General features: G+C 58.8%; 16 protein-coding genes. 8 read left to right on the top strand and 8 right to left on the bottom strand.

Annotated elements, in window-relative coordinates; translation table 11 throughout:
* Positions 1-36: 36 nt before the first annotated feature.
* Positions 37-570: a ferritin-like domain-containing protein gene (locus H8S56_RS11360; protein WP_024689415.1), complete on the bottom strand. Its 534-nt coding sequence runs from the start codon at positions 568-570 to the stop codon at positions 37-39.
* Positions 571-762: 192 nt separating this feature from the next.
* Here H8S56_RS11360 and H8S56_RS25105 point away from each other — a divergent pair, with 192 nt between their 5' ends.
* Positions 763-861, top strand: a complete 99-nt coding sequence (locus tag H8S56_RS25105; protein WP_445677831.1) for a small membrane protein YohP — start codon at positions 763-765, stop codon at positions 859-861.
* 72 nt (positions 862-933) lie between these two features.
* Here H8S56_RS25105 and osmE read toward each other — a convergent pair whose 3' ends face one another.
* On the bottom strand, positions 934-1,272 hold the full coding sequence (gene osmE, locus H8S56_RS11355) for an osmotically-inducible lipoprotein OsmE (RefSeq protein ID WP_024689414.1): 339 nt from the start codon (positions 1,270-1,272) through the stop codon (positions 934-936).
* Positions 1,273-1,458: 186 nt separating this feature from the next.
* Here osmE and H8S56_RS11350 point away from each other — a divergent pair, with 186 nt between their 5' ends.
* Positions 1,459-2,349: a lipase family alpha/beta hydrolase gene (locus H8S56_RS11350; protein ID WP_187518697.1), complete on the top strand. Its 891-nt coding sequence runs from the start codon at positions 1,459-1,461 to the stop codon at positions 2,347-2,349.
* A 59-nt stretch (positions 2,350-2,408) separates the two neighbouring features.
* The gene (locus H8S56_RS11345) at positions 2,409-2,636 is read left to right on the top strand and encodes a hypothetical protein (RefSeq protein ID WP_024695538.1); all 228 of its coding nucleotides are present in this window, start codon (positions 2,409-2,411) and stop codon (positions 2,634-2,636) included.
* Here the strand turns inward: H8S56_RS11345 and H8S56_RS11340 are convergent.
* Positions 2,633-3,514 carry a DMT family transporter gene (locus H8S56_RS11340; protein ID WP_187518696.1) on the bottom strand — a complete coding sequence of 294 codons (882 nt, stop codon included), beginning with the start codon at positions 3,512-3,514 and terminating at the stop codon, positions 2,633-2,635. The two genes, H8S56_RS11345 and H8S56_RS11340, sit on opposite strands and share 4 nt — an antisense overlap.
* A 152-nt stretch (positions 3,515-3,666) precedes the next feature.
* Here H8S56_RS11340 and H8S56_RS11335 point away from each other — a divergent pair, with 152 nt between their 5' ends.
* Together H8S56_RS11335 and H8S56_RS11330 are read left to right on the top strand one after the other, a co-directional pair.
* Positions 3,667-3,957 carry a PsiF family protein gene (locus H8S56_RS11335; RefSeq protein WP_024689410.1) on the top strand — a complete coding sequence of 97 codons (291 nt, stop codon included), beginning with the start codon at positions 3,667-3,669 and terminating at the stop codon, positions 3,955-3,957.
* 187 nt (positions 3,958-4,144) lie between these two features.
* The gene (locus H8S56_RS11330) at positions 4,145-5,155 is read left to right on the top strand and encodes an AI-2E family transporter (RefSeq protein WP_187518695.1); all 1,011 of its coding nucleotides are present in this window, start codon (positions 4,145-4,147) and stop codon (positions 5,153-5,155) included.
* A gap of 24 nt (positions 5,156-5,179) precedes the next feature.
* Here H8S56_RS11330 and H8S56_RS11325 read toward each other — a convergent pair whose 3' ends face one another.
* Entirely contained in the window at positions 5,180-6,445 is a 1,266-nt protein-coding gene (locus tag H8S56_RS11325; protein ID WP_187518694.1) for an Hsp70 family protein, read from the bottom strand.
* Between the two features lie 325 nt (positions 6,446-6,770).
* Between H8S56_RS11325 and cbpA the strand changes: the two genes are divergently transcribed.
* Positions 6,771-7,712, top strand: coding sequence for a curved DNA-binding protein (gene cbpA / locus H8S56_RS11320; protein ID WP_024689407.1), 942 nt, complete (start codon positions 6,771-6,773; stop codon positions 7,710-7,712).
* 165 nt (positions 7,713-7,877) lie between these two features.
* Here the strand turns inward: cbpA and H8S56_RS11315 are convergent, their stop codons facing one another.
* Complete coding sequence (locus tag H8S56_RS11315) at positions 7,878-9,008, bottom strand: sensor histidine kinase (protein ID WP_187518693.1); 1,131 nt, start codon at positions 9,006-9,008, stop codon at positions 7,878-7,880.
* 159 nt (positions 9,009-9,167) lie between these two features.
* Here H8S56_RS11315 and H8S56_RS11310 point away from each other — a divergent pair, with 159 nt between their 5' ends.
* On the top strand, positions 9,168-9,794 hold the full coding sequence (locus H8S56_RS11310) for a thioredoxin family protein (protein ID WP_187518692.1): 627 nt from the start codon (positions 9,168-9,170) through the stop codon (positions 9,792-9,794).
* A gap of 99 nt (positions 9,795-9,893) precedes the next feature.
* Positions 9,894-10,103, top strand: coding sequence for a thioredoxin domain-containing protein (locus H8S56_RS11305; protein WP_187518691.1), 210 nt, complete (start codon positions 9,894-9,896; stop codon positions 10,101-10,103).
* 59 nt (positions 10,104-10,162) lie between these two features.
* Here H8S56_RS11305 and ureC read toward each other — a convergent pair whose 3' ends face one another.
* The 3 genes from ureC to H8S56_RS11290 form a co-directional block, all read right to left on the bottom strand.
* Complete coding sequence (gene ureC / locus H8S56_RS11300; protein ID WP_024688759.1) at positions 10,163-11,863, bottom strand: urease subunit alpha; 1,701 nt, start codon at positions 11,861-11,863, stop codon at positions 10,163-10,165.
* Positions 11,864-11,962: 99 nt separating this feature from the next.
* Complete coding sequence (locus tag H8S56_RS11295) at positions 11,963-12,271, bottom strand: urease subunit beta (protein WP_187518690.1); 309 nt, start codon at positions 12,269-12,271, stop codon at positions 11,963-11,965.
* Positions 12,268-12,801, bottom strand: coding sequence for a GNAT family N-acetyltransferase (locus tag H8S56_RS11290; RefSeq protein WP_187518689.1), 534 nt, complete (start codon positions 12,799-12,801; stop codon positions 12,268-12,270). The genes H8S56_RS11295 and H8S56_RS11290 overlap by 4 nt, the downstream gene beginning before the upstream one ends.
* Positions 12,802-12,814: the final 13 nt, after the last annotated feature.

Below are 12,814 nucleotides of genomic sequence, written 5' to 3'. Positions count from 1 at the left end.
AGGATAAAAATCCTGGCTTCTGCTTTCAGTCCCGAATCACAGGTCGTTCAGGATGTCCGCCATGTCGTCGGCATGCTCTTCTTCCTGTGCAAGGATCTCTTCGAAGATGCGACGGGTAGTCGGATCGGTGTCGCCGATGTACTGAATGATTTCACGGTAGCTGTCGACCGCAATGCGCTCGGCCACCAAGTCTTCGTAAACCATTTCCTTGAGGGTGTTGCCTGCCACGTACTGCGCGTGGGAGTTTTTGGACAGGGTGTCCGGGTTGAACTCCGGCTCGCCGCCCAGTTGCACGATTCGCTCTGCCAGCTTGTCGGCATGCTCGGCTTCCTGCTGTGCGTGCTCCAGGAACTCGGCGGCCGCAACGCTGGCCTTCAGGCCAGTTGCCATGTAGTAGTGGCGTTTGTAGCGCAGAACGCAGACCAGCTCGGTTGCCAGCGACTCGTTGAGCAGGCGCAGGACTGTTTCGCGATCGGCGTTGTAGCCTTCGGTGACCGCACCATTCTCAACGTTCTGGCGCGCACGCTGGCGCAGGCTGTTTACATCGGATAGCTGTGGTGCAGAATTCATGGGTTATCTCCAGGTTCATCAGGTTGTGTGTCTCGCTCTATGTGTTGCGTGGCAAGATCATCAATCTTTGTGAGTGACGAACGGCGAGAAAGTTTTATTGGATTTCGCACGTTTCATGCTTCGCCAGCACTGTTAAAAATATAAGAAACGAGCGCGTCCTGGCGCGGTCCCAACCTTGAGACCTATTCAATCGTGGAGATTCACATGCTCAAGTTTCTGGGAAGCACCATCGGTATCATTTTCCTGATCGGCCTGATCGTGGTGATTGCCTTGTTCAAGCTGGTGTTCTGACACGGGCACAAAAACGTCGACATGAAAAAGCCCGATGCATCACGCATCGGGCTTTTTTATTCGCGACGCGAATTACATCGAACGTTCGTTCATTTCACGCTGTTCGCAGGTCATAAAACCTTTGTTGGTCACACGGCCGTCGCTGTTGAAGCTGACGTGGTAGACCTGTTTATGGCCGTCTTTGCTCATCACGTAGTTGTTGCAGGTGCCGGTATTGACTTTGCGGTCGATGGTTGACGAAGGCTCACCGCCGATGGTCAGGACCTGCTGGCGGGTCATGCCGTTCTCGACCTGCTTGACCAGTGGCTCATTGCGATAGGTGACGTAGTCCACCGGATTCTGCACGGTTGTGTTGCTGCAGCCAGCCATTGTCGCCAACACGAAAGTTGCTGCGAGGATTTTGTTGTACATCGTTATTGCTCCACATGTCAGAGCCGGTCTTGGCCCGTTGCACGTTGGAGCTGAGGAGGTGTGCAAGAGTTCGAAAAAAGATGGCGATTAGGCAGCACCCCTGATGGTCGCGTTGTTCGGGCTTGCCAAAAAACAGCGCTAAGGTTGAAAGGGTTGTTCAACTCGTTTCAGCACAGGGAGATCTACATGGCGCAAGAACAGGCGACGCGTTATCCATTGTTGCTGGTACCAGGCTTGTTAGGGTTTGTGCGGCTGCTGGTGTATCCCTACTGGTTCGGCATCGTGAAAGCGCTTGAGCGTGGCGGGGCGAGGGTGATCCCGGTGATGGTATCCGGGGTCAATTCGACTGAGATACGCGGCGAGCAGTTGCTCAAGATCATTGAGCAGACTGTCCGGGAAACCGGCGTGGCCAAGGTCAATCTGATCGGCCACAGTCAGGGTGCGCTGACGGTGCGCTATGTCGCAGCCAAGCGGCCCGATCTGGTGGCATCGGTTACGTCCGTGGCCGGCCCCAATCATGGTTCGGAGCTGGCGGACTACCTGGAACGGCATTATCCACCGGGAACGCCGGGCGGGCGTTTGGTCAACGCGGTGATCGGGCTGTTGGCCTGGGCAATCGCCGTGTTTGAAACCGGCTACCGCGGGCCGAAGTTGCCGATGGACATCACCGCTTCGCATCAGTCCCTGACCACCACCGGGGTTGCGCTGTTCAACAAGCAATATCCTCAGGGATTACCCGAAGTATGGGGTGGTAGCGGCGAAGAGCAGGTGGGCGGAGTGCGCTATTACTCCTGGTCCGGGATCCTCAAACCGGGCATTACCAATCGCGGACGCAACCTGATTGATGGCACCAACGTGACCTGTCGAATATTCGCTCGCACGTTCAGGAAAGAGCGAGGTCAATCTGATGGCATGGTCGGGCGTTTCAGTTCGCACCTGGGCACGGTCATCGGGGATGACTTTGCGCTCGATCATTTCGACATCGTCAACCAGACCTTCGGGCTGGTCGGCAAAGGCGCAGATCCCGTGCGCCTGTTCATGGAACACGCCGCGCGCCTCAAGGCTGCCGGTCTTTAACTCAATCAGGCAGTAATTCGTAATCAGCCGTTCGTAAGGGGCGGCCAGGAAGTGATGCGATGGGCGATAAAGAGCTGTATGAGATCGAGTACACCCTGTTGGGCGAGCACCATGTAGATGTCATCGAAGACCTGGACGTGCCGATCATTGAAATCGTGCATGAGCTGGCGCTCAAGCATCAGGTCGAGCTGGATGACCTTCCCGAAGCCGGCATGCCGCACGCCGCCGGCATCACGGACGTGTCAATCCACAGCGTGGAGGGCGGTGAGGGCAGTGCAACCGCCTAGCCTGCTTTGAACTGTAGCGGGGTCTTCCAGCGTTCCGCGAGGATGACCCCGCACAGGGTCAGCGCGCCGCCATACAGGTGATAAAGCGCCAGCTGTTCGCCAAGTGCCACGGCGGCAATCAATGCCGTGGCAATTGGCATCAGGTTGAAGAATAGAGTGGTGCGGCTTGGACCCAGGCGCATGATCGAGGTCATCCACAACCAGGGTGCCAGCATCGAGGTGGGAATCGCGGCATACAGCACCAGCGGAACGTTGCTTGCGTTCAGCCCGGTGCGCGGCGACAGAATGAACAGCGGAAACAACACCACAATCGCCACCAGAATCTGCATGTACAGCAAGTGCAGCGGCGGCAGGCACAACTGCCATTTCTTCAAGAGCATGCTGTACAGCGCGTAGGCCGCTGCGGCGAACAGCACGATGGCATCCCCCCGATTCATCCCCTGCTCGATGAGCCCTGTCAGGTTGCCCGCCGCGACGACCACGATCACCCCCGCAAAAGAGATCACTGCGCCCAGCAATGCACCGTAGGTCAGGCGCATGCCCAGGCAGGCAATGGACAGCCCCAGCGCCATGACAGGCACCAGCGACTGAATGATTCCCATATTGGTGGCCGTGGTCATGCCCGCCGCGAAATACGCAAGGCTCTGATACACCGCCATGCCCAGCGCGCCCAGGACCACGATCTTGCCCAGCAAAGGTCTGATCGCTGCGCGATTTTTCCAGACCGGGATGAGCATGAAGGGCGTGAACAACAATCCCGCCAGCAGCCAGCGGTAAAAGCCGATTTCAGACGGAAAGATGACCTCCGACGCCGCCTTGGTGATGACGGTGTTGACGGACCAGATGAAGATGGTCAGCAATGGAAAAGCGTATTGCATGGGAGTGCCGGAAATTGAACGAGGCGCAACTATCCACCTGTTTCAAATGAATGCCAATCGTGGTGCCGCGTTGTACCTCATATTTTGCAACATCTTGACTACACTGATCTCAAGTTGTGCCGACCGGTACAGCGGACCTGGAGAGTCGAACGATGAAGACACTCGGTATTCCTTTGTTGCTCGTTAGCCTGATGTTTTCCGCGCAAGGTTTTGCCGCTACAGCGCAGCAGAACAAGATGACCACCTGTAATGCTGACGCCAGTGCCAAGTCGCTCAAGGGCGACGAGCGCAAGGCATTCATGAGCACCTGCCTGAAAGCCACGCCTGCTCCTGCAGCGACTCAGCAGGAAAAAATGAAAACCTGCAACGCAACGGCCTCCACTCAAGCGCTCAAGGGCGACGCCCGCAAGACGTTCATGAGCGACTGTCTCAAGAAGAAATAATTTTTCGCAGACGGTTGTTGCGCCCTGCGACAGGCGCGAGTGCGGTAAACACTGCGCTTGCGTCCCGTTGTGACCCCGGTCATCGCATCGATGATCAGGCGGCAGGCCTTCCGGCTTCTGGATGACTGGTTCTCGGCTGCGAACGCTGGCAGACTGCCCACCTCTTCGTGTTGCCCTTTGAGGGTCTATGCCAACGTTTTCTGCGCGTCAGGTGTTAATAGCCAGCTGGATTCTCGTGTTTGGCGGTCTGTTGATGGTATTGCCCTTCAAGCTGCTGCCCAGTCTGCTGGCCGGCCTGTTGGTCTTCGAACTGGTTAACATGCTGACCCCCAAGCTGCAAAAACTCATCGCTGGCGAGCGCGCCAGGTGGCTGGCCGTTGCGCTGCTGGGAACCCTCATCGTCAGTCTGCTGACCCTGATCTTCGCCGGTGTGATCAGTTTCGTCCTGCATGAGGCGGAAAACCCTGGCGCGTCGCTCGACAAGTTCATGACGCTGGTTGACCGCGCCCGTGGTCAGCTTCCGCCATTCATTGATTCCTACCTGCCCGCCAGCGCGGCGGAGTTTCAGGTTTCGCTGTTTCAATGGCTGCAGAAACACGTTGGCGAGTTGCAACTGATCGGCAAAGGCGCGGCACATATGTTCGTCACCATGCTGATCGGCATGGTGCTGGGTGCGATCATCGCCCTGCAGCGGATTTCCGACGTGCATACCCGCAAGCCGCTGGCCTCGGCCTTGTTTGACCGGCTTTATCTGGTCAGCCGCGCGTTCCGCAATATCGTCTTCGCCCAGATCAAGATTTCCCTGCTCAACACGGCGTTCACTTCGGTGTTTCTGGCCGTTGTCCTGCCGTTGTGTGGCATTCACCTGCCGCTGACCAAGACCCTGATCATCATGACCTTCCTGCTCGGGCTCTTGCCGGTGGTGGGTAATCTGATGTCCAACACGCTGATCTTCATCGTCGGTATGTCGATCTCCATCTGGGTGGCCCTGGCGGCGCTGGGTTACCTGATCGTGATTCACAAGGTCGAGTATTTCCTCAACGCGCGAATCGTGGGCGGGCAGATCAATGCCAAGTCCTGGGAGCTGCTGTTGGCCATGCTGCTGTTCGAAGCCGCGTTCGGCCTGCCAGGTGTGGTGGCAGGACCGATTTACTACGCGTACCTGAAGAGTGAGTTGCAGAAGGAAGGGCTGGTTTAGCGTGGTGACGATCGGCGTTCAGCTTCAGCCGTAACGCTTCTTCGCTTCAATCGCCAGGCCACTGCCGATGCTGCCGAAGATGTTGCCTTCCACATGACGCGCATTCGGCAGCATCGCCGACACGCTGTTGCGCAGCGCCGGAATGCCACTTGAGCCGCCGGTGAAGAACACCGTATTGACCTGCTCGACGCTCACCCCTGCCTGGTTCAGCAATTGGGTCACGCTGTTGCGTACCCGCTCGAGCTGCGCGTCGATTGCCGCTTCGAACATCGCGCGGCCAAGGTCCACGCTCAGGCCCGGTTCGATCCGGTCCATCAGCAAGTGACGGCTATCGGCCTGGGTCAGCTGGATCTTGGTCTCTTCCACTTCCATCGCCAGCCAGTGCCCGGCACGTTGTTCGATCAGCTTGAACAGCCGGTCGATGCCGCCGGTGTCTTCGATGTCGTAACGCATGCTGCCCAACGCCAGCTGGGATTTCTGCGCGTAGACGGCGTTGATGGTGTGCCAGGTCGCCAGGTTGATGTGGTGGCTGGTGGGCATATAGGCGCCGCTTTTCATGCGGCTGCCATAACCGAACAACGGCATCACACCTTGCAGGCTCAACTGCTTGTCGAAGTCAGTACCGCCAATGTGCACGCCGCCGGTGGCGAGGATGTCATCCTGACGATCCTCATGATCACGCCGTTCCGGCGACAGGCGCACCAGCGAGAAGTCGGAGGTACCACCGCCGATGTCGACAATCAGCACCAGCTCCTCGCGGGTGATGGTGGATTCGTAGTCGAACGCCGCCGCAATGGGTTCGAACTGGAACGACACGTCCTTGAAGCCGATCTTGCGCGCGACCTCGGCCAGTGTGTCTTCGGCTTCCTGATCGGCCAGTGCATCGTCATCGACAAAATGCACCGGACGACCCAGCACCACCTGTTCGAACTCGCGCCCGGCCGTCGTTTCGGCACGTTTCTTCAATTCGCCGATGAACAACGCCAGCAGGTCCTTGAACGGCATAGCCGTGCCCAGCACGCTGGTGTCGTGCTTGATGAGCTTGGAACCCAAAAGGCTCTTGAGCGAGCGCATCAGGCGGCCTTCGTAGCCTTCCAGATATTCGTGAAGCGCCAGGCGGCCGTAGACCGGGCGACGCTCTTCCATGTTGAAGAACACCACTGAGGGCAGGGTGATCTTGTCGTCCTCCAGCGCGATCAACGATTCCACCCCTGGCCGTTGCCAGCCGACAGTGGAATTGGACGTGCCGAAATCGATGCCGCAGGCACGGGCCGGGGATTGGTTATTCATGTCTTTTACGTTCCAGTCAAAAAACGGCCGCGCAGTTTATGTCAGCGCGGGGCAATTGCGTAGGGCGATGCGTCGCTTATTGCGGGTTATCTATTGTGGGTTATCGGTATTTGCGCTCAGGGCTTGAACTCAGGGCCATCACCCCCAATCTTGAAGGGATTGCCGGTAGCGCAGGTGGTCCAGGACCTGAGCCGCATGCCAATGTGGCTGGCTATCGGTGTATTTTTCGACGTGAAGTCTTTCAGGTGCCTCGAACACGAGGAGGCTGGGCGTGTTATACCAGCGCATCTGGCTGCGCTGGATAATTGGGATGGGTGATTGTTAGATGGATTTCAAAGACTACTACAAGATACTGGACGTCGAGCCGACTGCTGACGACAAGGCGATCAAGACCGCCTATCGCAAGCTGGCGCGCAAGTATCACCCCGACGTCAGTAAAGAGGCGGGGGCCGAGGACAAATTCAAGGAAGCGTCCGAGGCGTATGAAGTCCTCAGCAGCGCCGACAAGCGTGCCGAATATGACGAGCTGCGCAAGTACGGGCGTCAGGGACGTCCTTTTCAAGCGCCACCGGGCTGGCAGAGCCGTGCCGGTGCGGGCGGGTTTGGTGAAGAAACAGCGGATTTTTCCGAGTTCTTCAGCTCCATTTTCGGCGGGCGCGCCCAGCAGGGTGGTCGCAGCCGCAATCCGGGTCGCAAGGGGCAGGATGTGGAAATGGAGCTGGCCGTCTTCCTGGAAGAGACGCTGTCGGCCGAGTCCAAACAGGTCAGCTTCAAGGTGCCGCAACATAGCCCCAACGGGCAACGCATGAGCGACATCACCAAAACCCTGAACGTGAAGATTCCGGCAGGCGTGGTCGATGGCGAACGCATTCGTCTCAAAGGGCAGGGCGCACCCGGAATTGCCGGTGGGGCCAATGGTGATCTCTACCTGATCATTCGTCTGGCACCGCACCCGATGTTCGAGGTCGAAGAGCATGATCTGGTCATCACCGTTCCACTGGCACCGTGGGAAGCTGCACTGGGCACCAAGGTCGCGGTGCCGACCCTGACCGGCCGTATCAACCTGACCATCCGCCCCGACAGCCAGAACGGCCAGCGTCTGCGTATCAAGGGTAACGGTCTGATGAGCAAGAGCGGCGAGCGCGGCGACCTGTACGCCCAGCTCAAGATCGTCATGCCCAAGCAGATTGATGAAGCAAGCCGTGCGCTATGGCAGAAACTGGCCGACAGCTCGGCGTTCGACCCGCGGGCGCAGTGGGGAAACTGATCGCGTGTGAGTGGGCGATGCTGCTCAGTCTGACGCAGCACTGTCTCACAGCAAAACCACAATTCCGTGTTTGCTGCCAGACAGAGTAGCCCCGAAAATACGGCGGTATCTCCGACAAGATGGCGTATGCCCGGTCTTACTGTGCAGGCACTGCCATCGCAGCCATCAGCTCTTGGGCAGTACCACAGTAAAGGTGGTGCCGTCGCCGATGGTCGAGGTGACGGTGATGCTGCCGCTGTGGGCGTTGACCACTTCCTTGACGATGAACAACCCCAAGCCCAGGCTGGTCGAGGTCGTGCGGCTTTCGCTGTTTTCTTCCGAGCTGCGCACCAGCGGGTCGAAGATCGTGCCGATGGCGTCTTCGGCAATCGGCTTGCCTTCGTTGTGGACCACCAGTTCGATCGTGTCCGGTCCGCCTTTGATCCGTACGCTGATCTCGTGACTGGCCGCACCATGCTGCAAGGCATTGCCGATCAGGTTCTGCAACATCTGGCCGATCCGCCCGCTGTCCCAGTGCCCCTGTGTGTCGCCTTCGATGGTCAATACAGGCGCTGATCCCGGCTGGCCGGCGCTGGCCTCTTCAAGCGCTTCCCGGCAGGCAACTGCCAGGTCCATGTACTTGCGCTCGACCGGCAGGCTGGCGCCCAGGCGGCTGCGCACGAATTCCAGCAGGTCACCGACCATCGTGCCCATGTGCCGGGTACTGGTCTTGATGCGCGAAATATAGCCCTGGGTCTTGTCGTCCATCACCAGCTTGCGGGCCAGCAACTCGGTGGACATGCTGACCGCCTGGAGCGGTGCACGCAGGTCATGGCCCAGAATCGCCAGAAAGATGTCCCGCGAACGCGCCACACGCTCGGCATAGGCCGCAGTGGATTCGGCGAGGGCTTCGTCGATGGCTTCGTTGAAGCGAATCACGTCGCGAAAATCGGCCAGTTGCGGCGTGGTCAGGCTGTCGACCCACAGGCGAATGACGCTGGCACGCAGGTGCCTGAACTCGGAGGTCATCTGCACCAGATCAAACCCCACTTCATGACGCAGTTCGCCGTGGCTGGCGGCCGCTTCATCCAGGCTCGGCGTCTTGTTCAGCTCCTCACCACGGGCTTTGGCGATTTCCTCGCTCTTGCTCTGCGCAGTGTCCATGTCACGCGCAGACGCCAGCAGAATCGATTTGGCGTGGTCGCGCAGTTCGAGGCTGTTCATGGTGTCGGCAGCAGGTTTCAGAGTTCTGGCGAAGTCTTCCCATTCATCGACGATGCGATCCACGTGGAGAACGATGAATTCGGAGAGGCGCATGGCCGGTTACCTTGCTGGGGGAGCTTGACGGAGATGGCGCATCTTACCGCCTTTACACGGCGCTACAAACAGACGGTTGACTGACATTTCTGTCAGTAGACGCTGTTTTTGTGACGCCCTATCGTGGATCGACGGATTACTTGAGCGGAGGTCCGCAGCATGAGCGTAGAAACGGTTACTGATTCGAGCTTCGATGAGGCGGTCATCAAGGCCAGCAATAAGAAGCTGGTGGTGGTCGAGTTCTCCACGAAAGAAAAGCTCAATCGACAAGGCGAACCCAATGCCAGCGCCAAAATGGACGCGATCATTGACGAGTTGGGCACGCATTACGCCGCAAAGGTCGTGTTCTGCCGAATAGAGATCGAGCTGGATTCGGACTTGAAAGACACTTTAAATCCAGACGCATCAGGCACTTATGGCATCAACCATGGCCCGACCATGATTATGGTGCTCAACGGCAAGCAAGCGGGCGAACTCGTTGGGGAGCAGACCAGGGAACGGATGGTTCAGGTGATCGACAACCTGTTGATGGCCTCCCTGCAAAAGTCGCTCGACTGGGTTGAAGAGCGTATCAATCTTGCCGCAAACAGCATCGTTGAGAAGAAAACGACAAGCCTGGACGAAGTCGCCTTTGGAAAACTGGGCGTTCTACTGACCTTGCGCAGGGTGCTGAAAAAAAAGGCGACGCCACAGGATATAGGCATGCTGGATGCCATCAACGACGTGCTGCAAATGCTTGAGGTGCTTCAGGCAGACGAGACGTTTATTGGAAAAATGAAGGCTTAGATTGCGGCCAGAGATACGCCGCTTTTATTGGCAGAGTTCAGCCGGCCCGGAAAAAACACGTTCGGCGAAGATGATTACAGTACCCGGACGGGAAAAATCATGGATGACCTTGCGTTGGAGTATGACAGTAAGGTCGTGATATTACGTTTGCCGATGGAGAGTTGTGAAAAGACAGTCAAGGCCTACAACGTTGAATCTGTACCGACCGTCATTTTCTTCAAGCAGGGTGAGAGGCTGGAAACAGTGACTGACTTTCATCTGAAGTTCTGGTTCAAGACCCGGCTGAACGAATGGCTGGCTCAAGAGTAAAGCGCTTGATGAGCATGCCAGGCCTGAGGGGCCTTCCCTGTGGAAGGCCCCTCAGGGTTCTAGAACAGAAAATACCGCTGCGCCATCGGCAGCACGTCCGCCGGTTCACACCATAGCAATACGCCGTCGGCCTTGACCTGATAGGTCTGCGGGTCGACTTCGATGTCGGGCAGGTAGTCGTTGTGGATCAGGTCTTTTTTCTGCACGGTGCGGCAGCCTTTGACCACGCCGATCTGCTTTTTCAAACCCAGTGATTGCGGCACGCCTGCGTCGAACGCGGCCTGGCTGATGAAGGTCATGCTGGTGGCGTGCAGCGAGCTGCCGTAGCTGGCGAACATCGGGCGATAGTGGACCGGCTGCGGCGTCGGGATCGAGGCATTGGCGTCGCCCATCAGGCTGGCGGCGATAGCGCCACCCTTCAGGATCAGCGTCGGCTTGACGCCAAAGAACGCCGGGCGCCAGAGCACCAGGTCCGCCCATTTGCCGACTTCGATCGAGCCGACTTCATGGCTGATGCCGTGAGTGATCGCAGGGTTGATGGTGTATTTGGCGATGTAGCGCTTGGCGCGGAAGTTGTCATTGCCGGGGCCGTCCTGAGGCAGCGGGCCACGCTGTTTCTTCATCTTGTCGGCAGTCTGCCAGGTGCGCATGATCACTTCGCCGACCCGGCCCATGGCCTGGCTGTCGGAACTGAGCATCGAAAACGCCCCCAGATCGTGAAGGATGTCCTCGGCAGCAATGGTCTCGCGGCGGATACGGCTTTCCGCGAACGCGACGTCTTCGGCGATGCTCGGGTCCAGGTGATGGCAGACCATCAGCATGTCCAGGTGTTCGTCGATGGTGTTGCGCGTGAAGGGCCGGGTCGGGTTGGTCGAACTGGGCAGCACGTTCGGCGAGCCGCAGGCCTTGATGATGTCCGGCGCGTGACCGCCACCGGCACCCTCGGTGTGGTAGGTGTGGATCGTACGTCCCTTGAACGCCCCCAATGTGGTTTCCACGAAGCCTGACTCGTTCAGGGTGTCCGTGTGAATCGCCACCTGCACGTCGTATTCATCAGCCACGCTCAGGCAGTTATCGATGGCAGCAGGCGTAGTGCCCCAGTCTTCGTGCAGCTTGAGGCCGATGGCACCTGCTTTTACCTGCTCGATCAGCGGGCCAGGCAGGCTGACGTTGCCCTTGCCGGTCAGGCCGATGTTCATCGGGAAACTATCCGCTGCCTGGAGCATGCGTGCCATGTGCCACGGGCCAGGTGTGACGGTCGTGGCATTGGTGCCCGTGGCCGGTCCTGTGCCGCCGCCGATCATTGTGGTCACGCCGCTCATCAGCGCTTCTTCGATCTGCTGCGGGCAGATGAAGTGGATGTGCGTATCGACGCCGCCTGCGGTGAGAATCATGCCCTCGCCGGCGATGACTTCCGTGGCGGCACCTACCGCGATGGTCACGTCGGGCTGGATGTCCGGGTTACCCGCCTTGCCGATGGCGGCGATACGCCCGTTCTTGAGGCCGACGTCGGCCTTGACGATGCCCCAGTGATCGATGATCAGCGCGTTGGTGATCAGCGTGTCGACCACCTCGGCAGCCAGCAACTGGCCCTGGCCCATGCCGTCACGGATGACCTTGCCGCCGCCGAATTTCACTTCCTCACCGTAGGTGGTGAAGTCCTTCTCGACTTCGATCCACAGCTCGGTGTCGGCCAGGCGAACCTTGTCGCCGACCGTGGGGCCGAACATGTCGGCGTAGGCTTGTCTGGAAATCTTCATGGTGATTCCTTGTGTTCTTTAAGAGCCCTGCGCAAAGCGTCACGGCTGCATTCCTGCACGGAGCACAGGAACGACCCGGGGTTTGCGTCCGGTCTGATATCAATCCAGCTCGCCCATCACCCGACCGGCAAACCCGTATACCTTGCGCAACCCGGCAAGATCCACCAGCTCGACTTCACGTGATTGCCCAGGCTCGAAGCGCACGGCGGTGCCGGCCGGGATGTTCAGGCGCATGCCGCGGCTGGCGGTACGGTCGAAGGTCAGGGCGTCGTTGGTTTCGAAAAAATGAAAATGCGAGCCCACCTGAATCGGACGGTCGCCACTGTTGGCGACGGTCAGGCTCAGGGTGCGGCGGCCGGCGTTGAGTTCGATCTCGCCGGGCTGGATCTGGTATTGACCAGGGATCATGTCGGTTGCCCCAAGGTTTTGAAGTAAATGGCGGTCGGCCGGTAGCGGCCGTCCGGTGTGGCGCAGTAATCGGGCAGTTCGCCTACGCGGATATAGGCCATCGAGCGATAGAAGGCTTCGGCCGTCGAGCCTGCTTCGGTGTCCAGGTGCAGCAAGCCGCGCTTGTGCTTCGTGGCGGCCTGTTCGACCGCGTCCATCAGTTGCCTGCCCAGACCACGGCCTCGCGCGGCAGGCAGGACCATCAGTTTCTGCACCTCGGCACGGTTAAGCCCATTGGGCTTCTGGCACAACGCAAGCTGGGCACTGGCGAGGACGCGTTCGTTATCGACCACGACCCACAGCAGCAGATTGCCTGAGGCAACGTCGGCTCTTAAACCCTCACACCAGCTCAGCGCCTGCTCCAGGTTCAGGTCGGCCATGAACCCGACCGATGCGCCGTCGTGGACGGTGTCGAACAACAGCTGCGCCAGGCCCTGGCGGTAATGCGCGAAGCTTTCGGTGGTGACGCGACGCAACTGTGCTGAGTTCATTCAAGGCTCTCGT

The sequence above is a fragment of the Pseudomonas triticifolii genome, assembly GCF_014358015.1.
In the GTDB taxonomy this organism is placed as follows: Bacteria; Pseudomonadota; Gammaproteobacteria; order Pseudomonadales; family Pseudomonadaceae; genus Aquipseudomonas; species Aquipseudomonas triticifolii.
This window is presented reverse-complemented; position numbering and strand designations above follow the sequence as displayed.

Coding starts and splice junctions, on each gene's coding strand:
- H8S56_RS11360 (WP_024689415.1), bottom strand. CDS start 570: ATGAATTCTGCACCACAGCTATCCGATGTAAACAGCCTGCGCCAGCGT.
- osmE (WP_024689414.1), bottom strand. CDS start 1,272: ATGTACAACAAAATCCTCGCAGCAACTTTCGTGTTGGCGACAATGGCT.
- H8S56_RS11350 (WP_187518697.1), top strand. CDS start 1,459: ATGGCGCAAGAACAGGCGACGCGTTATCCATTGTTGCTGGTACCAGGC.
- H8S56_RS11345 (WP_024695538.1), top strand. CDS start 2,409: ATGGGCGATAAAGAGCTGTATGAGATCGAGTACACCCTGTTGGGCGAG.
- H8S56_RS11340 (WP_187518696.1), bottom strand. CDS start 3,514: ATGCAATACGCTTTTCCATTGCTGACCATCTTCATCTGGTCCGTCAAC.
- H8S56_RS11335 (WP_024689410.1), top strand. CDS start 3,667: ATGAAGACACTCGGTATTCCTTTGTTGCTCGTTAGCCTGATGTTTTCC.
- H8S56_RS11330 (WP_187518695.1), top strand. CDS start 4,145: ATGCCAACGTTTTCTGCGCGTCAGGTGTTAATAGCCAGCTGGATTCTC.
- H8S56_RS11325 (WP_187518694.1), bottom strand. CDS start 6,445: ATGAATAACCAATCCCCGGCCCGTGCCTGCGGCATCGATTTCGGCACG.
- cbpA (WP_024689407.1), top strand. CDS start 6,771: ATGGATTTCAAAGACTACTACAAGATACTGGACGTCGAGCCGACTGCT.
- H8S56_RS11315 (WP_187518693.1), bottom strand. CDS start 9,008: ATGCGCCTCTCCGAATTCATCGTTCTCCACGTGGATCGCATCGTCGAT.
- H8S56_RS11310 (WP_187518692.1), top strand. CDS start 9,168: ATGAGCGTAGAAACGGTTACTGATTCGAGCTTCGATGAGGCGGTCATC.
- H8S56_RS11305 (WP_187518691.1), top strand. CDS start 9,894: ATGGATGACCTTGCGTTGGAGTATGACAGTAAGGTCGTGATATTACGT.
- ureC (WP_024688759.1), bottom strand. CDS start 11,863: ATGAAGATTTCCAGACAAGCCTACGCCGACATGTTCGGCCCCACGGTC.
- H8S56_RS11295 (WP_187518690.1), bottom strand. CDS start 12,271: ATGATCCCTGGTCAATACCAGATCCAGCCCGGCGAGATCGAACTCAAC.
- H8S56_RS11290 (WP_187518689.1), bottom strand. CDS start 12,801: ATGAACTCAGCACAGTTGCGTCGCGTCACCACCGAAAGCTTCGCGCAT.